Raw genomic sequence first — 21,677 nt, forward strand, 5'->3', positions numbered from 1 at the left:
GGCCGACCGCTCTCCGCCACCCTCCGTCCCCAGCGGTGGAACCCTTCAGCCGCTGAGCGCCGCCCGCTGGATGCGTTCCACGACGGGGTTCGGTTCCTCGGCCTTCGCCTCCACGGAGTTGACCGAGTAGACCAGGGTGCGGGACAGGTCCTCGGTCGCCGCGACCATCGTGCTGTACCCGGGCCGAGCCCCGGTCTTGCACCACACGACCAGCCCGCCGCCGACGTCGACCCGCTGCAGTCCGGCGCTCATCGTGGCGTTCTCGGCCTTCGGCAGCGTGAACATCTCCTTCTTCAGCAGCGCCTTCGGTACCAACTCGCCCCGGAACAAGGCGAAGAGGAACTTCTCCAGATCCTCGGTGGTCGAGATGAGATCGCCCGCCGCCCTGCGGTCCGTCATGTTCCACTCGGTCGCGTCCACGACCCTGCCGTCCGACAACTTCTGGTAGCCGCGGTGATGCGGCCCGTGGACACGCGGGTCGGGGCCGGTCGGGAACGAGCTGTGCCGCATGCCCGCAGGCCGCAGGATTCGCTGCTGCGCCTGGTGTGCGTAGCTGTCGCCGGTGACCTTCTCGACCAGCAGGCCGAGGACGGTGTAGTCGATGTTCCCGTAACGCTGCTTGCGTCCCGGCCCCTCGCCGTCGCCCCGGTAGGGGCCTTTGCGCACGGAACCCGCGACCACCTCGGCCGGTGTCATGGTGCAGAACCGGTTCGCGTAGCCCTCGCCGTCCTCCGGGCCGAGTGAACTGCCGGGCTGCAGACCGCTGGTGTACGTGAGCAGATGCCGGACCGTGATGGGCTCGAACCGCTCGTCGAGCAGCCCGGGCAGGTACGTCTGTACGTGCCCGTCGAGGTCGATACGCCCTTCTGAGGCGAGCTGCAGGACGAGCGCCGCAGTGACTGCCTTGGTCGTGGAGCCGGCGCGGAACCGGGCGTCCGGAACGGCCTGGCGGCCGGTCGTGGTGTCCCGGACGCCGGCGCTGCCACGCCAGTTCTCCCTGCCTTGTGCCCAACTCGTGCGGACGAGTGCAGCGGTGGCGTCGTCATCAGGCAAACCCTGCAGGGCCGCGGCGAGTTGTCCGGTGTCCGGGCCGTCGTCGGTCGCCGACCCGGACACCGTGGGTGTCCGGGTCGCGGAGGCGGCGGGCGGTCCTGCGGATGCGGGCCCTGCCGGGGAGGCGGCTGCCACGCCCAGTACCAGAGCAGTGGCGATCAGGGTGGTGGTGTGTGTGCGCATGGGGTCTGTCCCTGGGCAGTGGTGGGTGGACACCCTTGATCCTGCGCCGAGCGGGCCGGCGGCGGATCGCCGTCGAGAGCGGTTTCGGCCGACGGCACGCATCCCCCGCGCGGGCGAGGCGGAGCGCGTGCCTGGCCCCGGCGGGGGAGTGCGGAGGCCTGGTGACCGGCCGCTGTCGCGGCGGTCGCACCGGCGAGGGGTCACCGCGTCCCCGGAGGGCTGACCAGCCCGGTCTCGTACGCGCAGATCACCGCCTGGATGCGGTCCCGCAGGCCGAGCTTGGCAAGCACATGCCCCACGTGTGTCTTCACCGTGTGCTCGCTGACGGTGAGTTCGGCGGCGATCTCCGCGTTGGACCGGCCGTGTGCCAGATGGAAGAGCGTCTCGCGCTCACGCGCTGTCAGTACGTCGAGCCGCGCTGCGGGTGGTCCAGGGGCGGGGCGGGACACGTACTCGGCGACCAGACGCCGTGCCACGGACGGTGCGAGCAGCGAATCCCCGGCGGCGACGACCCGCACCGCGTGCACCAGATCGTCCCTGCGCACGTCCTTGAGCAGAAACCCGCTGGCCCCGGCGTGCAGCGCGTCGTACACATAGGCGTCGGAGTCGAAGGTGGTGAGCATGACGCAACGGCAGCCGCCCGCCTCGGTGATGGCCCGGCAGGCCTCGATGCCGTCCATACCCGGCATCCGGATGTCGAGCAGCGCCACGTCCGCCCGGTGCTCGCGGACCGCGGCCACTGCCGCCGCGCCGTCCGCGACCTCGGCGACGACCTCGGTCCCCTCCTCGAGGTCCAGGATCAGGGCGAAACCGCTGCGTACCAGTTCCTGGTCGTCCGCGACCACCACTCGGATCGTCAACTGGTCACCTCCGCAGGGAGATTACCCGGCTCACCAGATGCGCCGGAGGCCGCGGACGGGCCGCCTGCGCCAGGTGCGCCGGATGTACCGGACGCGCCCGTGCGAGGCAGCAGGAAATGCGCCGTCACCTCGAAGCCGGTGCCGTCCGGTCCCGGGCCGGTGCGCAGCGTCCCGCCGTGCGCCGCCGCCCGCTCGCGCATACCGATCAGTCCGTGTCCCTGGCCGGGCTCGCCGCCGGGCCCCGGGCCGTCATCGAGCACGGTGACCTCCAGTGAGTCCGACCCGTGGACGAGCCGGATCGACACCGCACAGTCTCCCGCGTGCTTCACGGTGTTGGTCAGCGCCTCCTGCACGATGCGGTGGACCGCCGCCTCGATGTCGGGCGTCTGCCGGCGTGCGGCGCCGCTCACCTCGTACGACACTCTCCGGCCGCCGGCGGCCAACCTCTCGACCAGCTCCGGGAGTTCGGCGAGCGTGGGTTGGGGCGACCGGTCCCGCTCGGTGTCGTCCGGGGCGTCCCGCAGTACGCCGAGCATCCGCCGCAGCTGGGTCATGGCGTCCCGGCCGGTCGCGGAGATCGCCTCGAACGCCGCCTCCGCACGCTCCGGAGCGGCCCGCACCGCCACAGGCCCCGACTCGGCCTGCACCAGCATCAGTGTCACGGCGTGCGACAGGATGTCGTGCATCTCGCGGGCGATACGGGCCCGTTCCTGGTCCCTTGCCTGCTCGGCCTCGATGCGGTTGGTGCGTTCGAGCTGCGCCGCGCGTTCGGTCAGGGCGCGGGCGTACGCCTGCCGTACGTCGGTCAGTCTGCCGAGCACATAGGCCGCGGCGTGCACGAACAGGGTGAACAGCAACTCCCTCGCCTCGCCCGTGTTCAGGGACACCGAGGGGAAGATGATCGCGAGCACGCCCGCGCCGGCGATGCGCCGGGTGCAGGCCGGGGCCTGGGCAGCCACGGTGTAGAGCGCGAGCAGTGTCGTGTACGGCAGCGGCTGGCCCGGGGCGTCCGTGAGGAGCAGCAGCGGATGGGCCGCCACCACCGCGACGAGCACGAGGACCGGTGCCCGTCGGCGCCCGACCAGCGGCAGCACCGTCACGGTCGTCACGAGATAGTCCAGCCAGTCCGCGGGGGAACTGCCGGCCGGCCGCGGCACCACGTACGGGATGGTCACCGCGACCTGGACGAGCAGCGCCACCGAGATGTCCACCGCCCAGGGGCCGGCCCGGCGTATTCGGTCCACCGGGCCGGAACCGGTCCCGGTCAACGGCCTGCCGCCCGGATCCGTAGGTGATGCAGCAGGCCGACGCGGTTCGTGGTGATGGAGTCGACGCCGGCGCGCAGGAGGCGGCGCATGGAGCGGCCGGTGTCCGGGGTCCAGCAGGACACCAGCAGTCCGTCCCGGTGCACACGGTCGGCGAGATCCTTGTCGACCAGGCCGAAGCGGTAGTTGAGCCATCGCGGACGGACTGCTTCCAGGAGCACCGGGCGCGCGGGGGCGAGGGTGGTGCGGGTGAGGGCGATCTCGGCGTCGGGGTCCGCCGCGCGGACCGCCAGCATCGCCGTCGCGGCACCGCAGTAGTAGACCCGGTCGGTCGCTCCGCAGTCGGACACGGTGCCGACGATCGTGCGCACGGTGCGTTCGGTCGCGCCGGGGAGGTCGATCATCATGCGGGCGGTGCCGGTGGTGGCGAGAGACTCTGCCAGGGTCGGTACGCCGCCGCCCGTGAGGTCCCGTACTTCGTCGGCCGTCAGCCGGGCGAGCTGCCGGTCGTGGCCCCACAGCCGTTCGAGGGTCGCGTCGTGCAGCAGGACGGGCACCCCGTCGCGGGTCGCACGCACGTCGGTCTCGACGGCGTCCGCCCCCGCGGCGAGTGCGGAGCGGAGAGAGGCCAGGGTGTTCTCGCGGGCCTGGTACGGGTCGCCCCGGTGGCCCACAGCGGTCACGGCATGCATGCGGCCATTGTGTCGTCGGCCGACGGCCGGTGCCCGGCGGCCCGCGCACCGCGGTTCAACGGGCCTGCCACTGTGCGGTGTACGCGTCGATCTCGGCGGCGATCCGCGCCTTGCCGGCCTCGTCGAGGAACGACGCCTCGACGGCGTTCTTGGCGAGCGCCGCGATGCCCGGCTCGTCCAGGTCGAGCAGCCGGGCGGCCACCGCGTACTCGGTGTTGAGGTCGGTCCCGAACATCGGCGGGTCGTCCGAGTTGATGGTGACCAGGACGCCGGCGTCCACCATCTGCTTGAGGGGGTGGTCGGCGAGGGTCGGTACGGCCCGGGTCGCGATGTTGGAGGTCGGGCAGACCTCGAGCGGAATGCGGTTCTCCGCCAGGTACTTGAGCAGTTCGGGGTCCTGCGCGGAGCTGGTGCCGTGGCCGATCCGCTCGGCGTGCAGCTCGCGGATCGCGTCCCAGACGGTGTCGGGGCCGGTCGTCTCGCCGGCGTGCGGGACGCTGTGCAGGCCCTCGGCCACCGCCCGGTCGAAGTACGGCTTGAACTGCGGCCGCGGGACGCCGACTTCGGGACCGCCGAGGCCGAACGACACCAGGCCCGCGGGCGCCAGACCGTCTGTGACGGCGAGGCGCAGCGTCTGCTCGGCCGCCTCCAGGCCTGCTTCGCCGGGGATGTCGAAGCTCCAGCGCAATACGACACCGAGTTCCTGCTCCGCCGCGTGGCGGGCGTCCTCGATGGCCTCCATGAAGGCCTGTTCGTCGATGCCGCGGCGGGTGGAGCTCCACGGGGTGACGGTGAGCTCGGCGTAGCGGATGTTCTGCCGCGCCATGTCGCGGGCGATCTCGAACGTCAGCAGGCGTACGTCGGACGGGGTGCGGATCAGGTCCACGACGGACAGGTAGACCTCGATGAAATGCCCGAAGTCGGTGAACGTGAAGTAGTCGGCCAGCGCCTCGGGGTCGGTGGGGACCTTGGAGTCCGGGTGGCGGGCGGCCAGTTCGGCGACGATGCGCGGGGAGGCGGAGCCGACGTGGTGGACGTGCAGCTCGGCCTTGGGGAGGCCGGCGATGAACGCGATCCTGGCCTCGTGCTCGGCGGAGAGCGCGGGGTCGGTCGGGTCGGTGAGGCCGGTCTGTTCGGTCCCGTCGGGGCCGGTCTGCTCGGGCAAGGCTTCCTCCGTCGGATCGCGGCGAGGCGGGCGCGGGGATTCATCGTAGGCGGCACTCGCTGGGGGCGGGACTGCGGGCCGTAGCATGACCCGACGTGCAGCAGAGGGGGGTTTCGCCCATGTCCGAGGAGACGCCGATACCGGGCGATGACACGCCGGTACGGGGCGGACGGACGCCGCATTCGGGCGGGGAGCAGCGGGGGCGCGACGGCTTCGGCGGCGATGTGTGGGCGCCGCCCGAGTCGGGTCCGGCCGCCGGAGAGCGCGAAGTGCCGCTGCCCGACACGGTGACCGGCGACCTCCCCGACCGGGACACGGATCCTGACTTCGGGGACCCGCTGGCTCGGACGCTGGTGCACGGTGTCCCGCCCCTCGACGACACCCTGGTGGGCGGACCCGGCGACGTCGAGGACCTGCGCGCCGATGCAGGTGCGGGCCGTTCCGGCACACCCGGTGACGGTGGCGTGCCCGGGCCGCGGGACGCCGCGCCGGGCGCCGGCGATTCCACCGACCCCCCTCCGGCGGGCACGGCTCCGCCCCGCGACGTGGACCTCGGCGAGCGGGACCCGTGGGCGCCGCCGGCCGGCGGCGGACGCGGGGCGGGCGGCTCGCGGGGCCCGGCCGACGACTCCGGCCGGGCGTCGCGTACGGGCCCGGCTCCGGCGAACCCGTGGAGCGCCCCCGATCCGGCCGCCGCGGCCCGGTGGTCCGCCCCAGCGCCCGGTGCCGCCCCGCCGCCGGGTGCCCCGGGCCCGGCCTCTCCCGTACCGCCCCCGCCCGTCTCGCCGGACGGGCCGGGCGCGGTGCAGTTCGGGTACGCGCCGCACGCCGCCGGCCCACCGCCGTACGGGCAAGGACACCCTCCGCCGTACGGCCATCCGCACCCGTACGGCCGAGGACATCCGCAGCCGTACGGACAGCCGGGGTATCCGTATCAAGGACCGCCCGGGTACGGCTACGCCCACCCGGGCCGCCCCGGCCCCGGCTGGCCGAGCATCCCGCCCCCGCCCGGAAACGGTCTCGGGACGACCTCGCTGGTGCTCGGGATCATCGCCGCCGTCGGCTTCGTCCTGTGGCCACTGGCGATCGTGCTCGGCGTCCTGTCGCTGATCTTCGGCTCGATCGGCCGCCAGAAGGCAGCCCGAGGAGAGGCGAACAACGGCGGTCAGGCGCTGGCCGGCATCATCTGCGGCTCGGCGGGACTGGCTCTCGCCGTGCTGTTGATGTTCCTCGTCATCGGCAACCGGGTCTGACCGGCTACCCGGTCCGGCGCAGCCGCTCCCGCGCCTCCATGAGCGCGAACCCCAGCAGGTTGAGGCCCCGCCAGCGCGACGGGTCCTCGGCCCGGTCGTCGTCCTTCGCCAGGCCGATGCCCCATATCCGGTCGTGCGGACTCGCCTCGACCAAGACCCGCTCACCCGTGCCGAGCAGAAACGCCCGCAGCTCGTCGTCGGCCGTGAACTTGTGCACGCTGCCCGCCACCACGACTCCGTACCGCTCCCGCTCCCAGACGGTCCCGTCGAAGCCTCTGACCAGGCGTCCCGCCTTCTTGGCGGCGGCGGGAGAACGCGCATCGAGCGCCGCACGCTCTGCCTCCGCGTCACCGAACAGCCGCGCCTTGGCCGCCATCATCCAGTGCTCCGCCGTCGCGTAACGGACGTCGTCCACGGTGAACGGCGACGCCCACCACTGGCTCAGGCAGCTCGCCCCGATCCGCCCGTCAGGGCGCGGCGCATGCCCCCAGAAATGCAGATACCGCACCCGCTCCCCGCCCGCGACCCGCTGCGACAGGAGCCGCATACGCTCCGCCTCCGACAGGACCGGCACCCGCTGCGCCGCCCCGTCACGACGCGCCACACCCGAACCCTCAGTCACCACAACCCCCGATGGTCACCACTGCCGTTCGACCCGATGCATGGCACCCTCGCAGCCACCACTGACATCGCGTCCCTGGTTTCCGGTGTCCACTCGACACGTAGTCGACAGATTCCGTCGCGTAACCAAATGGCAACAACGGAATCACTTGTTGAGGGCCGGACCCTCTGTCAGGATCGGCACTCAAATCGAGCTGGAACTACGGAGAGCCGATGAGTGACACCGGTACGAACGACCGGGACGCCGAGCGCGCGAGTTCCGCCACCGAGCGGACCGGCTTCGCACCCCGCGCGCGTTTCGCGGCAGGCGCCCAGTACATCGACGGCGCGCTGCGCGCCGGCACCTCGGACCGCGACCACGCGATGGTGGACCCCGCCACCGGCGACGAGATCCACACCTACCGCCTCGCCTCCACCGCCGACGTCGACGCCGCGGTCGCCTCGGCGCGCGCCGCGTTCCCCGGCTGGGCGGGCGCCACACCGGGAGAACGCTCCGACGCGATGCACCGCTTCGCCGCCGTACTGGGCGACCGCGCCGAGGAGTTCGCGCAGGCCGAATCGCTGCAGTGCGGCAAACCGCTCAAGCTGAGCCGGGAGTTCGACGTCCCCGGCTCGATCGACAACGCCGCCTTCTTCGCCGGCGCGGCCCGCCACCTCGCGGGCCAGAGCGCGGGCGAGTACAGCGGAGACCACACCTCGTACGTACGCCGCGAGCCGATCGGTGTGGTCGGCTCGATCGCGCCCTGGAACTACCCGCTCCAGATGGCCGCCTGGAAGGTCCTTCCGGCGGTCGCCGCGGGCAGCACCATCGTCCTGAAGCCCGCCGAACTCACGCCCTTCACCTCGCTGTTGTTCGCCGAGGCCGCCACCGAGGCGGGCATCCCCGACGGTGTGCTCAACATCGTCACCGGAACGGGCCGCGACGCCGGTGAGCACCTGGTGGGCCACCCGGACGTGGCCATGACCTCCTTCACCGGCTCCACCGCCGTCGGCAAGCGGGTCGCCGAGATCGCCACCGCCACCGTCAAGCGGCTGCATCTGGAGCTCGGCGGCAAGGCCCCGTTCGTGGTCTTCGACGACGCGGACCTGGAGGCGGCCGTGCACGGCGCCGTCGCCGGCGCCCTGATCAACACCGGCCAGGACTGCACGGCCGCCACGCGCGCGTACGTCCAACGCCCGCTGTACGACGCCTTCGTGGCCGGCGTCGCGGACCTGATGGCCACGGTCCGGGTCGGTGACCCCTTCGACCCCGACACCGACCTCGGACCGCTGATCAGCCACCCACACCGGGACCGGGTGGCAGGTTTCGTCGACCGTGCCCGCGGCCACGCGCGCGTGGTCACCGGTGGCGTGGCACCGAAGAGCCCCGGTGCGTACTACCTGCCGACGCTCATCGCGGACGCGGCGCAGGACAGCGAGATCGTGCAGTCCGAGATCTTCGGCCCGGTCCTCGTGGTGCTGCCCTTCGACTCCGACGACGAGGGCATCCGCCTCGCCAACGACACCCCGTACGGACTGGCCGCCTCCGCCTGGACCCGGGACGTCTTCCGCGCGAACCGCGCCACCCGCGACATCCAGGCGGGCTGTGTGTGGATCAACGACCACATCCCGATCCTGAGCGAGATGCCGCACGGCGGCCACAAGGCCTCCGGCTACGGCAAGGACATGTCCGCGTACTCCTTCGAGGAGTACACCCAGATCAAGCACGTGATGTACGACAACACCGCGGTGGCCAGGAAGGACTGGCACCGGACGGTATTTGGAGCCCGATAAGCGACCGATACCGGGCGGTCGGACGTCCACCCCTGGGGCCCCGACCGCCCGTCCCCGAAAGGGCAGCATGCGCATGGAGCTGTACGAGCCCGACCGCCTCTCCCCGCCTCAACTCGCGGCCATGCGGCGCAGCATGAAGAACGGCCGTGCGGCCCCGACCCGCCGCACCCTGCTCCGTGCCTCGTCGGGCGGAGTGCTGGCAGCAGGCGGCCTCGCGGGACTGAGCGCCTGCGGCATCCCGGCCGCGACCAAGGACTCCGGTGGCACCGCGGCCGACGACCACTCGAAGAAGGAGAAGCGCCTCCACTTCTCCAACTGGACCGAGTACATGGACGTCGCTGAGGACGACAAGAACCGCCGTCCCACCCTCGAGGCCTTCGCCGAGCGCACCGGCATCAAGGTCAAGTACACCGAGGACATCAACGACAACAGCGAGTTCTTCGGCAAGATCAAGCCGCAGCTCGCGGCCGGCCAGGACACCGGGCGTGACCTGATCTGCGTCACCGACTGGCTCGCCGCCCGCCTCATCCGCTTCGGCTGGGTGCAGAAGCTCGACCCGGCCAACCTGCCGCACGCGTACGCGAACCTCTCCGCCCAGTTCCGCAGTCCCGACTGGGACCCGGGCCGCGCCTACTCCTACCCCTGGGCCGGCATCTCCACGGTCATCGCGTACAACGCCAAGGCCACCGGCGGCCGCGAGGTCACCTCCGTGAAGCAGCTGCTCGAGGACCCGAAGCTCAAGGGCCGGGTGTCGTTCCTCTCCGAGATGCGCGACTCGATCGGCATGGTGCTGCTCGACATGGGCAAGGACCCGGCCGACTTCACGGACGACGATTACGCGGCGGCCGTCGCCCGACTGCAGAAGGGCGTCGACAGCAAGCAGATCCGCCGCTTCACCGGCAACGACTACACGGCCGACCTCACCAAGGGCGACATCGCCGCCTGCGTGGCCTGGGCGGGCGACATCGTGCAACTGCAGGCGGACAACCCGGACATCAAGTTCCACGTCCCGGACAGCGGTTACATCACGTCCTCGGACAACCTGATGGTCCCCAACAACGCCCGGCACAAGCTCAACGCCGAGAAGCTGATCGACTACTACTACGAGCTCCCGGTCGCCGCCGAGCTCGCCGCCTGGATCAACTTCGTCTGCCCCGCCGAGGGCGTGCGGCCGGAACTGGCGAAGATCGACAAGGAGATCGCGGACGACCCGCTGATCGTTCCCGACAAGGCCATGGCCGCCAAGTCGCACGCCTTCCGCTCCCTCGACGAGAAGCAGGAAACGGCGTACGAGTCCAAGTTCGCCCAGCTCACCGGCGCCTGAGTCGCCCTCCCTTCGAGAAGTCGGGACCAGAATCGATGACAGACCAGTCGATCAACGACACCGTGGCGAGCGGCGCCGTCCGCCTCAGCGGGATCAGCAAGACCTACGGATCGTTCACCGCGGTCAAACCGCTCGAACTCACCGTCCCCCAGGGCTCGTTCTTCGCCCTGCTCGGCGCATCCGGCTGCGGCAAGACCACCACCCTGCGGATGATCGCGGGCCTGGAGGAGCCCACCACCGGCACCGTGCACCTCGGCGACCAGGACGTCACGGCCCTGCCGCCGTACAAGCGCCCGGTGAACACGGTCTTCCAGTCCTACGCGCTCTTCCCGCACCTGGACATCTACGAGAACGTCGCCTTCGGCCTGCGCCGGCGCGGCATCAAGTCGGTGAAGAAGCAGGTCGGCGAGATGCTGGAGCTCGTCCAACTGACCGAGCACGCACGCAGGAAGCCGCACCAGCTCTCCGGCGGCCAGCAACAGCGCGTCGCGGTCGCCCGCGCGCTGATCAACCATCCCAAGGTGCTGCTCCTCGACGAGCCGCTCGGCGCCCTCGACCTGAAGCTGCGCCGCCAGATGCAGCTCGAGCTCAAACGCATCCAGAACGAGGTCGGCATCACCTTCGTACACGTCACGCACGACCAGGAGGAGGCCATGACGATGGCCGACCAGGTCGCCGTGATGAACGCGGGGGCCGTCGAGCAACTCGGCGCCCCCACCGAGCTGTACGAGAACCCGGGCACCACCTTCGTCGCCAACTTCCTCGGCACCTCGAACCTCATCGAGGCGGAGATCGGCGCCACCTCGTCCGACGACCTCGTCCTCGAGGCCGGCGACGGCAAGCTCGCCCTGCCCGCCGGGCGATGTCAGGCCGCCACCACCACGGGCGGCAAGCTGCTGCTCGGCATCCGCCCGGAGAAGATCACCCTCACTCACGCCGACGACGCCGGCACCGTCCCCGAGGGCCGCAACCGGATCACCGGCCGTATCACGGCGACCAGCTTCATCGGAGTGTCGACCCAGTACGTCATCGACAGCCCCGTCGCCGAGGGACTCGAGGTGTACGCCCAGAACATCGAGCGCGACACCCGCCTCGCCCCGGGCGCCGAGGTCGTCCTGCACTGGAACCCGGCGCACGGCTTCGGACTCGACGCGGACCAGTCCATCGACGCCGGTCTCGCCGGTCTCGGGGACGGATCCGACGAGGGGGCCGCATGACCGACGCGACCGAGGCGCCGCCGGCGCCGCCCGCCGCGCCCGACGAGCCCGCTGCCCGGCCTCGCCGGCGGGGCAGGCTCGTCCCGTACTGGCTCTTGCTGCCCGGCATCCTGTGGCTGGTCGTGTTCTTCGCCCTGCCGATGCTCTACCAGGCCTCCACCTCGGTACAGACCGGTTCGCTCACCGACGGATACGAGGTCACCTGGCACTTCGCCACGTACTGGGACGCGATCGGCGAGTACTGGCCGCAGTTCCTGCGCTCGGTGCAGTACGCGGGCACCGCCACGGTCCTGTGCCTGCTGCTCGGTTACCCGCTCGCCTACCTGATCGCCTTCAAGGCCGGACGCTGGCGCTCGCTGGTGCTGATCCTGGTGATCGCGCCGTTCTTCACCAGCTTCCTGATCCGTACGCTCGCCTGGAAGACCATCCTGGCCGACGGGGGACCGGTCGTCGGAGCCCTGAACAGCCTGCACCTCCTGGACGTCACCAGCTGGCTCGGTATGACCGAGGGGGACCGCGTCCTCGCCACGCCGCTGGCCGTCGTGTGCGGACTGACGTACAACTTCCTGCCGTTCATGGTGCTTCCGCTGTACACCTCGCTCGAGCGCATCGACCCGCGGCTCCACGAGGCCTCCGGTGACCTCTACGCGCGGCCGTTCACCACCTTCCGCAAGGTGACCTTCCGGCTCTCCATGCCGGGTGTCGTCTCCGGGACCCTGCTCACCTTCATCCCGGCCAGCGGCGACTACATCAACTCCCAACTCCTCGGTTCCACCAACGAGAAGATGATCGGCAACGTCATCCAGTCGCAGTTCCTCACCGTGCTCGACTACCCGACCGCCGCCGCCCTCTCGTTCCTCCTCATGGCAGCGATCCTGCTGATCGTCACCTTCTACATCCGCAGGTCCGGAACGGAGGATCTCGTCTGATGCGCCGGCTGCGCCAAAACCTCGTGGTGATCGCGGGAGTGCTGTCCCTCGCGTTCCTGATCCTGCCCAACATCGTCGTCCTGGTCTTCTCCTTCAACCGTCCCAAGGGCCGCTTCAACTACGCCTGGCAGGAGTTCTCCACGGACGCCTGGAAGGACCCGTGCGGGGTGGCCGACCTGTGCGGCTCGCTCTCGCTCAGCCTGCAGATCGCCGTCTGGTCGACGATCGGGGCCACCGTGCTCGGCACGATGATCGCCTTCGCGCTGGCCCGCTACCGCTTCCGCGCCCGCGGCGCCGTCAGCTCGCTGATCTTCCTGCCGATGGCGATGCCCGAGGTCGTGATGGGCGCCTCGCTGCTCACGCTCTTCCTCAACATGGGCGCGCAGCTCGGCTTCTGGACGGTCCTGATCGCGCACATCATGTTCTGCCTGAGCTTCGTGGTCACTGCGGTCAAGGCGCGCGTCCTGTCCATGGACCCACGGCTCGAACAGGCCGCGCAGGACCTGTACGCCAGCCCGGTGCAGACCTTCCTGCGGGTCACCCTGCCGATCGCGGCGCCGGGCATCGCGGCCGGAGCGCTGCTCGCCTTCGCCCTGTCGTTCGACGACTTCATCATCACCAACTTCAACGCCGGTTCGACCGTGACCTTCCCGATGTACGTCTGGGGTTCGGCGCAGCGCGGCACACCCGTTCAGATCAACGTGATCGGCACGGCGATGTTCGCGGTCGCGGTGATCTGCGTCCTGGCAGGCATGCTGATCAGCAACCGGCGCCGCAAACAGGCGCTGTGACGTGCGGCCCGTCGTCCGGGCCGCCGCTTCGAGGGAGTGGGAACCATGGCCCCGAGTGCCATGAGCAGGACCGTGTCCGGCGACGGGGCCGAGGCCCGCGACCAGGCCGTACGGGCGGCCCTCGCCGACGCGGAGCCGCGAGCGTACTGGCTCGACGACCCGGCGCGGCCCGAACCGGAGCCCGCACTGCGCGGCGACACACACTGCGACCTGCTCGTCGTCGGCGGCGGCTACAGCGGCCTGTGGACGGCCCTGATCGCCAAGGAACGCGACCCCGCGCGCGAGGTCGTCCTGATCGAGGGCCGCGAGATCGCCTGGGCGGCTTCCGGCCGCAACGGCGGTTTCTGCGCCGCATCCCTCACGCACGGCGCGGCCAACGGACTCGCCCGCTGGCCCGACGAGTTCGACCGCCTGGAGGAGCTCGGCGCACGCAATCTCGACGCCATCGAGGAGGCCGTGCAGCGCTACGCCATCGACTGCGACTTCGAGCGCACCGGCGAGATCACCGTCGCCACGGAACCGCATCAACTGGCCGAACTCGCTGAACTGCACGAGGAGTTGACCGAACTCGGCCTGGTCGCCGGCACCGAGTTCCTGGACGCCGAAGCGATGCGTCGACAGGTCGACTCACCGACTTTCCTGGGTGGCCTGTACGAACGTGACGGCGTCGCCATGCTTCACCCGGCCAAGCTCGCCTGGGGCCTCAAGCGTGCCTGCATCGACCTCGGCGTACGCATCCACGAACACACCCCGGCCACCGCGCTGGCGGGACACGGCGCGGGGGTGGCCGTCCGCACCCCCGGAGGCCGGATCTTCGCCCAGGGCGTCGCACTCGGCACCAACGTCTTCCCGTCCCTGGTCAAGCGCACCCGGGCGTACACCGTTCCCGTCTACGACTACGCCCTGATGACCGAGCCGCTCACCGACGGGCAACTGGCCGCGATCGGCTGGAAGGGACGGCAGGGACTCGGCGACCAGGCCAACCAGTTCCACTATTTCCGGCTCTCCGCGGACAACCGCATCCTGTGGGGCGGCTACGACGCGATCCATCCCTACGGCGGCCGGGTGGAGGCGAAGCACGACCACCGGCCGGAGACCTACCGGAAGCTGGCCGAGCACTTCTTCCGGTGCTTCCCGCAGTTGGCGGGCCTGCGATTCACCCATGCCTGGGGTGGTGCGATCGACACCTGCACCCGGTTCTCGGCGTTCTTCGGGACGGCGCACCGGGGGAGGGTGGCGTACGCGGCCGGGTTCACCGGTCTCGGTGTCGGGGCGACCCGGTTCGGCGCCGAGGTGATGCTGGACCTGCTGGCCGGTGAGGAGACCGAGCGCACCTCGCTCGAGATGGTGCGCCGCAAGCCGTTGCCGTTCCCGCCGGAGCCGTTCGCCTCAGCCGGGATCGAGCTCACCAAGTGGTCGATGGCCCGCTCCGACGCCCGCGGCGGGCATCGCAACCTGTGGCTGCGGACGATGGACCGCCTCGGGCTCGGCTTCGACAGCTGACGGTCGTCCCCCGGCCCACGTCAGGAACCGCAACTGCCCCTCCCGGTCCATGTGATCGCCGTCACCCGAAGAAAATCCGGAAACCCGCGTAAGGGATCCGCCCCGGCCGGGTCTCCCTCGTGACACGCACCGTTCGCGATCACTTGGGAGGTCCTGGTCATGACTGGCTCGGGGTCGAAGTCGGCAGTGGAGTGGCTTGTCTCGGTCGCCCCGGATCCCGAAGCCTGCCGCTGGGAGTGGGAGCGCAACCCGCACGGCGTCGCGCTGCTTCCGGCGGGCCGGCTCTGGGACGTACTGATCCTGCCCGGCGAACTCGGCCGTCCGACGCTCGAGGTGCTCGACCGGTGCCTCGACCGTCCGGGCCCGGTGCTCGCCGATTTCGGCGATGCGCGGCTCGGCTTCTTCGTGCCGGCCGGCACGGCGGCCCGCTGGATCGGTACGGGTGTACGGGGCGCGGGTCGCGGCACCTGGATCGTGGTGCCGTACCCGGGGCGGGCGACCGGCGGTGTGCGCTGGCTGGTCGCGCCGGACGGCGAGGGCACCCTCTGCGATCCTGCACTGCTCGAACTCGCCATGCACGAGGCGGCCGCACAGCTCGCGCAGGGCGGAAAGGGGCACGAACGCGACGGCAGGCACACCGAGCGGGACCGCTGAGGCGGGGGAACCGTCAGAGGTCTTGACAACCGGATTGGTCTGGACCAGGTTGAGGCGTCCCCACCCTCCAAATCCCCCATCTCCGGAGGCAGTTGTGGATCGCATCCGTGCGTCCGTCCGTTCCCGTCGCAGAATCCTCACTGCGGCAGCCGCGGGTCTCCTCGCGGTGTCCGGCTTCCTCACGAGTTCCCTGACCGGCACGGCAGCGGCCGCCCGCGCGGCCGACGCCGAACCTTCCCCCACCACCCAGGGCGAGACCCGGGACCGGACCGAGTCCCGGAGCCTGGCCGGCGGAACCCTCGTCGGCTATCTGCACAGCAGCTTCGCCAACGGCTCCGGCTACGCGAAACTCGCCGACGTCCCCGACAGCTGGGACATCATCGACCTGGCCTTCGGTGAACCCACCTCCGCGACCTCCGGCGACATCCGCTTCGAACTCTGTCCCCAGACCGAGTGCCCCGAGGTCGAGAGCAAGGACGAGTTCAAGGAGGCCGTCAAGGCCAAGCAGGCCGACGGCAAGAAGGTCCTGATCTCGATCGGCGGCCAGAACGGCCAGGTGCAGCTCAACACCACCGAGGCCCGCGACACCTTCGTCAGCTCGGTCAGCGCCATCATCGACGAGTACGGCCTCGACGGACTCGACATCGACTTCGAGGGCCACTCGCTGTCGCTCGACACCGACGACACCGACTTCAAGAACCCGACAACTCCCGCGATCGTCAACCTGATCGACGCGGTGAAGACCCTCAAGGCCAAGTACGGCGAGAGCTTCACGCTGACCATGGCGCCCGAGACCTTCTTCGTCCAACTCGGCTACCAGTACTACGGAACGGGGGAGTGGGGCGGCCAGGACGCGCGTGCGGGCGCCTACCTGCCGGTGATCCACGCGCTGCGTGACGACCTCACCCTGCTGCACGTCCAGGACTACAACTCGGGCCCGATCATGGGGCTCGACGACCAGTTCCACACCATGGGCGGCGCCGACTTCCACATCGCGATGACCGACATGCTGCTCACCGGCTTCCCGGTCGGGGGCAACACGGACAACGTCTTCCCGGCACTGCCGCCCGAGAAGGTCGCCATCGGCATGCCCGCATCGGCCAACGCGGGCAACGGCCACGTGGCCACCGGCGAGGTGAACAAGGCCCTCGACTGCCTCACCAAGGGCACGGACTGCGGGTCGTACGAACCGCACGGCACCTGGCCCGAGCTCGGAGGTCTGATGGCCTGGTCGATCAACTGGGACCGCCACGGCGACTGGGAGTTCATGAACAACTTCGACGGCTACTTCGGCTGAGCGGGGTCACGTCCGCTGACCGGCGCGTCGAGTCGGCCGGTCGGCGTCACGTCGGCCGGCCGTTGTCCTTTCCGCTGATGCCGATCAGCTTGGTGCGGCCCCCGCCCGTCGTTCGGTCGAGGGCCGCACGCAGTGCGAGCAGCAGCATCCCGCCCAGGCACCAGCTGCCGAGCACGTCCAGCGGCCAGTGGTAACCGCGCTGCACCAGGCCGGTCCCGATCAGCACCATCAACAGGCCGTAGGCGACGGCCGCCTCACGACGCCGGCGGGCGGACCGGACGCACGGCAGCAGGACCAGAGCCGCGGCGCCGTACGCGACCACCGCGGTGGCCGCGTGCCCCGAGGGGAAGAACCCCTCACCCAAGGCCATGCCCGGCGGCCCGTCCCGCCCGACCAGCGCCTTCAGCGGCGCCACCAGGAGCGGTACGGCGGCCAGGGCCGAGGCGCCCGCGAGCGGCGGCAGCCACCACCGGCGCACGCCCGCACGGTGCCCGAGCACGGCCCCCGCGGCGAGGGCGAGGGCAAGTACCGGCAGGGCGACCGCGAGACCCCCGAGATCCGCGAAGAACTCCGCGGGCTGCCGCGGCAGGCCGAGGCCGCGCAGACCACCCGCGAGCCGTTCGTCGAACCGGCGGACCGGCCCGTCGACGGCGGCCTGCCAGGACAGCAGGGCGAGGAGTACGGGGAGCAGGACGTAGAGCACCCGCCGGTCATACCACGTGCGGGTCATCCGGATCGCACGTCGTGCCGGCTCCCGCGTGATGCCGTACGTCCAGGAAGGGCGCGGGAGTTGCCCGTGGCGCGAAGGCCGCCGGAAGGAGAAGAGCAGGCCGCTCCGGAACAGGGGGGGGGGAGGTCCCGGAGCGGCCGGGTGACCGGTGTGCCGCGCGCCCCGGGGGGTTTGGGGCGAGCGGCAGTCCGATCGGGTGAGGATTCCCGAGCGCCGGGATCCGGTGGTGTGCGCGTCGGCACGTCCAGGGCGGCACCGGGGAAGCGCCGACCCGGCCTCGTCCGCAGTCCCCTGTGGGCGAGGTGTTTCACTCATCTGCGTAGAACGTACGGCAGGGCCCGCGGGACCGACAGGCCGAACAGCGTCCCGCCATCGGCCCCGCACACCTTCTTCACCTCGCAGCCCCTGTCGGCGCGGCCGAGGGGTGGCTGCCGTGCCCCCGAGCGCTGCCGGTCAGAGTGCTGCGAACGCTTCCTCGAGGACGTCGAGGCCGTCGTTGAGCAGATCCTCGCCGATGACCAGCGGCGGCAGGAAGCGCACGACGTTGCTGTACGTGCCGGTCGTCAGGACCAGCAGCCCCGCCTCGTGGCACGCCTTGGCGACCTTCGCGGTGGCCTCGGTGTCCGGTTCCTTCGTGGCGCGGTCCTTGACCAGTTCCACGGCGAGCATCGCGCCGCGGCCGCGGACGTCGCCGATCACGTCGAACTTCTCCTGCATCGCGGTGAGTCGGGGCTTCATGACCTCCTCGATGCGCTTGGCCCGCGCATTGAGGTCCAGCTCCTTCATCGTCTCGATCGCGCCGAGCGCGCCCGCGCAGGCCACCGGGTTTCCGCCGTAGGTGCCGCCGAGGCCGCCGCCGTGCGCGGCGTCCATGATCTCGGCGCGGCCCGTCACGGCGGACAGCGGAAGACCACCCGCGATGCCCTTGGCCGTGGTGATCAGGTCGGGCACGATCTGCTCGTCCTCACACGCGAACCACTGGCCGGTACGGCAGAAGCCCGACTGGATCTCGTCCGCCACGAAGACGATGCCGTTGTCCTTGGCGTACTCCGCGACGGCCGGCAGGAAGCCCTTGGCCGGCTCGATGAAACCGCCCTCGCCGAGCACCGGCTCGATGATGATCGCGGCGACGTTCTCGGCGCCGATCTGCTTCGCGATGTGGTCGATGGCCTGCTCCGCGGCCTCCGGGCCGCAGTTGTCCGGACCGGTCGGCCAGCGGTATCCGTACGCGACCGGGACGCGGTAGACCTCCGGGGCGAACGGCCCGAAACCGTGCTTGTACGGCATGTTCTTGCTGGTGAGCGCCATCGTCAGGTTGGTGCGCCCGTGGTAGCCGTGGTCGAAGACGACGACGGCCTGCCGCTTGGTGTGGGCGCGAGCGATCTTGACCGCGTTCTCGACGGCCTCGGCGCCCGAGTTGAACAGGGCCGACTTCTTCGCGTGGTCGCCCGGGGTCAGCTCGGCGAGCGCCTCGGCGACCGCGACGTACCCCTCGTACGGCGTGACCATGAAGCAGGTGTGCGTGAAGTCGGCGAGCTGCGCGGAGGCGCGGCGCACCACGGCCTCGGCGGAGGCACCGACGGTGGTCACGGCGATACCGGAACCGAAGTCGATGAAGCGGTTGCCGTCGACGTCCTCGATGATGCCGCCGTCCGCCTTGGCCGCGAAGACCGGCATCACGGAGCCCACGCCGCCGGCCACCGATGCGGTGCGGCGGGACTGCAGCTCCTGCGACTTCGGGCCCGGGACGGCGGTGACGAGGCGGCGCTCCTGCGGAATTGCACTCATAAGGGGCTCCTGGGGGTGGATCGGACGCGATGCTCTTCGCAGGCTAGGGCGGACGGAGGCGCCGGGGCATGTTCCGTTCGGGAGAATTTCCCCGGTGTCGCTTGTCCGTGGCGTCCATATGCCTGGATGGGGTTCTTCCCCCGTGGCCGGGTGATGGCCGCCCTCGCGGGCCTGCGGCCGGTTGCTCCCCGCGGACCGGTTCGTGCTCCCGTACGGACGGGAAAGACAGAGCAGGGGCGCCCGACGACGCTCCGGCACTACGAGCGGAACGCTGAACTACCCATGCGCAGCCACTAGATTGAGGCCCGCACGGACGACAGACAGGCTGGTCAGGGGGCAGGGCCAAATGGACACCGACGGCACGCGCGACGCTCGGGGGGTGCCTCGCGCCTCCGAGCCGGGCCAGGGGGAACCCGGCACCACCCCGGACCGAGGCCACGGTGCGGGGTCCGTGCCGCGCCCCGCGAGTCCGCCCCGCACCCCGCCGTCGCCTCCCGCGCCCCCGTCCGCCCCGCCCGCTCCCGGCAGGCCGCCAGCCGATGCGCCGCCCTCTGACGGGCCGGCGTTCCTGGCCTGGCTGCGCACCCCGCGGCCCGAGTCGCCGCCGGGGATCTGGCGGTTCGGGCACCGGCCGCGTCCGGCGGAGGAGCCCGCCAAGGTGCCGGGCCGGCAGCTGCTCAGCGGGGCGCTGATCGCGTTCCTCTGCGGTTGGCTGCTGTGGTCGTTGCTCTGGAACGGCTATCTGGGCGGCTGGTGGGTGGTGCCCCTGGAACTCGTCACTCCGGGCTCCTGGCGCTCCGGCGAGAGCCAGTTCACGAACACGGCCGTCTGGTACGCCTACTACGGGCTGATCGCCTTCGGGATCATGTTCGTGGTCGGCCGAGTCGGCCGCTGGCCCGAAGTCTGGCGCCGCTACGTCCTGCCCCGCTTCAAGAATCCCGAGCCCCCACCGCCGCTGCCCACCCCCGCGGAGGACCCCGCCGGCTGGCCCCAACTGCGCACCGCCGGCGCATCGGACGCGGCGGACCGGCTCGGCGCGGATGCGCAGGACGGCCGGATGCGGGACGTGGACCACGCCCGGATCACCCGCGCCTGGCACTCGGTACGCTCCGGCCGGCACGACGCCGTCGAGTTCACCCGTGCGGTGCTCAGGGACGGAGCTGCGGCCTGCGTCCACCCGTCCGGCGCGCGCGATCTGCCGGTCCGGCTCGCGCGGCACGACCTGGCCGCGGCCCAGGTCCGGCTGGGTACCACCGCCGACAGCACCCGCAATCCGTACCAGTACCGCGGCACCGGCCTCGGCCTGGGCCCCGACCTGCTCGGCACCTCACTGCTCGCCGTCGGCCCGTCCGGCTCGGGCAAGACACAGAGCGTCTCCCGGCCGCTCGCGGAGGCACTCTGCCTCGGCGCGCTCACCGGACGCGCCGCCGTGGTCGCCGTGGGAGGCGACGGCGTACGGCTCGGTTCCGACGAGAACTACGACGTGGTCATCCGTATCGGACACCCGAGTTCCGTGTACGACCTCGATCTCTACGGCGGCGCCCCGGACCCCGACGAGGCCGCGAGTGTGCTCGCCGAGGCACTGGTCGGCGACCTCGTCGCGCCCGGCGGGGACAACGGCCGCCCGGCCACCGCGCTCGCCCAACTCCTCGGCCCGTTCCACGCGGTGCACGGCCGCTTCCCGTCCGTACCGGAACTGCGCGAACTGCTCGACGGCGCGCCCGTACCGATCGGCGCCCTGCGCAAGGCACTCGACGACACCGGGCAGCACTCCATGCTGCGCGAACTCGACGCGCGGGAGCGGCAGTCGGGGACCTCGGGCGACCCGGGCGTGCTGCTCGCCGACCGGATCGCGCTGCTCGACCGGCCGGCATTCGCCGCGTTCTTCGACACCTCGGGCGGCAGCCGCCCGTTCTCGCTCCGGGCCCTCGACCATCCCGTACGCGTACGGATCGATCTGCCGGAGCGGGGCCACGCGGACGCCTCGCGGATCCTGGCCCGACTGATCCTCGCCCAGTTCACCGCCAGCGCCGTACACCGTGAGGACCGCTCGCTCTTCGCCTGCCTGGTGCTCGACGACGCCGCGCGCTGCGTCACCCCGGAGACGGTCCGCGGCATCCAGCGGCTCCGCTCGGCGAACGCGGGGGCGGTGCTCACCCTGCGCACCCTGGACGACGTCGCCGCCCCGCTGCGCGCCGGACTGCTCGGTGCGATCGGCTGCCGGATGGCGCTGTCCGGGCTCACGCCCTGGGACGGTCAGCAGTTCGCGGAGGTCTGGGGCAAGGAGTGGATCGAGGCGCGGGACGTCACCGACCGGCAGATCGTCGCGGACGAACCGCTCACCAAGGTCTCCCACTTCCTGCGCAAGGTGATCACCGGCAAGGCACCCACGGCCCAGTCGGTCACGGTGCGCCAGGTCGAGCGCGAGCGCTGGTCCGCGTCCGACCTCGCGCACGCGGTGCCGCCTGGCCACGCGGTGCTCTCCCTGACCTCGGTGCGTGGCGACCACGCGCCCCCGCTCCTGGTGGACCTGCACTCCTGAGCGGACCTTTCCCGCCGCGGCGGGGTCGCGGTGGCGG

The 21,677-nt window shown here is 71.2% G+C and carries 17 protein-coding genes and 1 pseudogene; 10 read left to right on the plus strand and 8 right to left on the minus strand.

The features are described 5' to 3' along the window. Nucleotides 1-45: 45 nt before the first annotated feature. The 5 genes from DSC45_RS30535 to DSC45_RS30555 form a co-directional block, all read right to left on the minus strand. Nucleotides 46-1,236: a serine hydrolase domain-containing protein gene (locus tag DSC45_RS30535; RefSeq protein ID WP_119295226.1), complete on the minus strand. Its 1,191-nt coding sequence runs from the start codon at nucleotides 1,234-1,236 to the stop codon at nucleotides 46-48. A gap of 200 nt (nucleotides 1,237-1,436) precedes the next feature. Beyond that, nucleotides 1,437-2,096, minus strand: coding sequence for a response regulator (locus DSC45_RS30540; protein ID WP_119295227.1), 660 nt, complete (start codon nucleotides 2,094-2,096; stop codon nucleotides 1,437-1,439). After that, nucleotides 2,093-3,340: a sensor histidine kinase gene (locus DSC45_RS30545; protein WP_240434931.1), complete on the minus strand. Its 1,248-nt coding sequence runs from the start codon at nucleotides 3,338-3,340 to the stop codon at nucleotides 2,093-2,095. The genes DSC45_RS30540 and DSC45_RS30545 overlap by 4 nt, the downstream gene beginning before the upstream one ends. Nucleotides 3,341-3,360: 20 nt before the next feature. Then, the gene (locus DSC45_RS30550; RefSeq protein WP_119295229.1) at nucleotides 3,361-4,053 is read right to left on the minus strand and encodes a glycerophosphodiester phosphodiesterase; all 693 of its coding nucleotides are present in this window, start codon (nucleotides 4,051-4,053) and stop codon (nucleotides 3,361-3,363) included. Nucleotides 4,054-4,108: 55 nt separating this feature from the next. Continuing rightward, the gene (locus tag DSC45_RS30555) at nucleotides 4,109-5,128 is read right to left on the minus strand and encodes an adenosine deaminase (protein ID WP_162929395.1); all 1,020 of its coding nucleotides are present in this window, start codon (nucleotides 5,126-5,128) and stop codon (nucleotides 4,109-4,111) included. A gap of 209 nt (nucleotides 5,129-5,337) precedes the next feature. Here DSC45_RS30555 and DSC45_RS36660 point away from each other — a divergent pair, with 209 nt between their 5' ends. Next, the gene (locus tag DSC45_RS36660; RefSeq protein ID WP_240434932.1) at nucleotides 5,338-6,471 is read left to right on the plus strand and encodes a DUF4190 domain-containing protein; all 1,134 of its coding nucleotides are present in this window, start codon (nucleotides 5,338-5,340) and stop codon (nucleotides 6,469-6,471) included. Between the two features lie 4 nt (nucleotides 6,472-6,475). Here DSC45_RS36660 and DSC45_RS30565 read toward each other — a convergent pair whose 3' ends face one another. After that, the gene (locus tag DSC45_RS30565) at nucleotides 6,476-7,018 is read right to left on the minus strand and encodes a riboflavin biosynthesis intermediates N-glycosidase (protein ID WP_119295259.1); all 543 of its coding nucleotides are present in this window, start codon (nucleotides 7,016-7,018) and stop codon (nucleotides 6,476-6,478) included. Between the two features lie 287 nt (nucleotides 7,019-7,305). Between DSC45_RS30565 and DSC45_RS30570 the strand changes: the two genes are divergently transcribed. The 8 genes and pseudogenes from DSC45_RS30570 to DSC45_RS30605 all read left to right on the plus strand — a co-directional run. After that, nucleotides 7,306-8,865 (plus strand): gamma-aminobutyraldehyde dehydrogenase, encoded by a 1,560-nt coding sequence (locus DSC45_RS30570; RefSeq protein WP_119295231.1) that lies wholly within the window; start codon nucleotides 7,306-7,308, stop codon nucleotides 8,863-8,865. 73 nt (nucleotides 8,866-8,938) lie between these two features. Further along, nucleotides 8,939-10,189 (plus strand): polyamine ABC transporter substrate-binding protein, encoded by a 1,251-nt coding sequence (locus DSC45_RS30575; RefSeq protein ID WP_119295260.1) that lies wholly within the window; start codon nucleotides 8,939-8,941, stop codon nucleotides 10,187-10,189. A gap of 35 nt (nucleotides 10,190-10,224) precedes the next feature. Then, nucleotides 10,225-11,406, plus strand: coding sequence for an ABC transporter ATP-binding protein (locus DSC45_RS30580; RefSeq protein ID WP_119295232.1), 1,182 nt, complete (start codon nucleotides 10,225-10,227; stop codon nucleotides 11,404-11,406). Further along, complete coding sequence (locus DSC45_RS30585; RefSeq protein ID WP_119295233.1) at nucleotides 11,403-12,335, plus strand: ABC transporter permease; 933 nt, start codon at nucleotides 11,403-11,405, stop codon at nucleotides 12,333-12,335. Before DSC45_RS30580 ends, DSC45_RS30585 begins: the two co-directional genes overlap by 4 nt. Then, a complete protein-coding gene (locus DSC45_RS30590; RefSeq protein ID WP_119295234.1) occupies nucleotides 12,335-13,126 on the plus strand; it encodes an ABC transporter permease in 792 nt (263 codons plus the stop codon). The genes DSC45_RS30585 and DSC45_RS30590 overlap by 1 nt, the downstream gene beginning before the upstream one ends. Before the next feature lie 60 nt (nucleotides 13,127-13,186). Then, complete coding sequence (locus DSC45_RS30595) at nucleotides 13,187-14,629, plus strand: NAD(P)/FAD-dependent oxidoreductase (RefSeq protein ID WP_240434940.1); 1,443 nt, start codon at nucleotides 13,187-13,189, stop codon at nucleotides 14,627-14,629. A 159-nt stretch (nucleotides 14,630-14,788) separates the two neighbouring features. After that, the gene (locus DSC45_RS30600; protein ID WP_119295236.1) at nucleotides 14,789-15,283 is read left to right on the plus strand and encodes a hypothetical protein; all 495 of its coding nucleotides are present in this window, start codon (nucleotides 14,789-14,791) and stop codon (nucleotides 15,281-15,283) included. 298 nt (nucleotides 15,284-15,581) lie between these two features. Next, a pseudogene (locus tag DSC45_RS30605) lies at nucleotides 15,582-16,580 on the plus strand (chitinase); the annotation flags it as partial. A 46-nt stretch (nucleotides 16,581-16,626) separates the two neighbouring features. On the opposite strand, the gene DSC45_RS30610 reads toward DSC45_RS30605, so the two are convergent. Then, nucleotides 16,627-17,310 (minus strand): phosphatase PAP2 family protein, encoded by a 684-nt coding sequence (locus tag DSC45_RS30610; protein WP_240434933.1) that lies wholly within the window; start codon nucleotides 17,308-17,310, stop codon nucleotides 16,627-16,629. Between the two features lie 453 nt (nucleotides 17,311-17,763). Further along, nucleotides 17,764-19,098: a 4-aminobutyrate--2-oxoglutarate transaminase gene (gene gabT / locus DSC45_RS30615; protein ID WP_119295238.1), complete on the minus strand. Its 1,335-nt coding sequence runs from the start codon at nucleotides 19,096-19,098 to the stop codon at nucleotides 17,764-17,766. Nucleotides 19,099-19,444: 346 nt separating this feature from the next. On the opposite strand from gabT, the gene DSC45_RS30620 reads away from it, so the two are divergent. Next, a complete protein-coding gene (locus tag DSC45_RS30620) occupies nucleotides 19,445-21,640 on the plus strand; it encodes a type IV secretory system conjugative DNA transfer family protein (RefSeq protein WP_240434934.1) in 2,196 nt (731 codons plus the stop codon). Nucleotides 21,641-21,677 lie beyond the last annotated feature (37 nt).

It is taken from the genome of Streptomyces sp. YIM 130001 (assembly GCF_003574445.1).
GTDB lineage: Bacteria > Actinomycetota > Actinomycetes > Streptomycetales > Streptomycetaceae > Streptomyces.

What these genes read in the sequence shown, in the direction of transcription:
- DSC45_RS30565 (WP_119295259.1), bottom strand. Translation starts at nt 7,018, where the DNA reads ATGCGGCTCCTGTCGCAGCGGGTCGCGGGCGGGGAGCGGGTGCGGTAT.
- DSC45_RS30610 (WP_240434933.1), bottom strand. Translation starts at nt 17,310, where the DNA reads ATGACCCGCACGTGGTATGACCGGCGGGTGCTCTACGTCCTGCTCCCC.
- DSC45_RS30585 (WP_119295233.1), top strand. Translation starts at nt 11,403, where the DNA reads ATGACCGACGCGACCGAGGCGCCGCCGGCGCCGCCCGCCGCGCCCGAC.
- DSC45_RS30550 (WP_119295229.1), bottom strand. Translation starts at nt 4,053, where the DNA reads ATGCATGCCGTGACCGCTGTGGGCCACCGGGGCGACCCGTACCAGGCC.
- DSC45_RS30570 (WP_119295231.1), top strand. Translation starts at nt 7,306, where the DNA reads ATGAGTGACACCGGTACGAACGACCGGGACGCCGAGCGCGCGAGTTCC.
- gabT (WP_119295238.1), bottom strand. Translation starts at nt 19,098, where the DNA reads ATGAGTGCAATTCCGCAGGAGCGCCGCCTCGTCACCGCCGTCCCGGGC.
- DSC45_RS30590 (WP_119295234.1), top strand. Translation starts at nt 12,335, where the DNA reads ATGCGCCGGCTGCGCCAAAACCTCGTGGTGATCGCGGGAGTGCTGTCC.
- DSC45_RS30600 (WP_119295236.1), top strand. Translation starts at nt 14,789, where the DNA reads ATGACTGGCTCGGGGTCGAAGTCGGCAGTGGAGTGGCTTGTCTCGGTC.
- DSC45_RS30575 (WP_119295260.1), top strand. Translation starts at nt 8,939, where the DNA reads ATGGAGCTGTACGAGCCCGACCGCCTCTCCCCGCCTCAACTCGCGGCC.
- DSC45_RS30620 (WP_240434934.1), top strand. Translation starts at nt 19,445, where the DNA reads ATGGACACCGACGGCACGCGCGACGCTCGGGGGGTGCCTCGCGCCTCC.
- DSC45_RS30535 (WP_119295226.1), bottom strand. Translation starts at nt 1,236, where the DNA reads ATGCGCACACACACCACCACCCTGATCGCCACTGCTCTGGTACTGGGC.
- DSC45_RS36660 (WP_240434932.1), top strand. Translation starts at nt 5,338, where the DNA reads ATGTCCGAGGAGACGCCGATACCGGGCGATGACACGCCGGTACGGGGC.
- DSC45_RS30580 (WP_119295232.1), top strand. Translation starts at nt 10,225, where the DNA reads ATGACAGACCAGTCGATCAACGACACCGTGGCGAGCGGCGCCGTCCGC.
- DSC45_RS30595 (WP_240434940.1), top strand. Translation starts at nt 13,187, where the DNA reads ATGAGCAGGACCGTGTCCGGCGACGGGGCCGAGGCCCGCGACCAGGCC.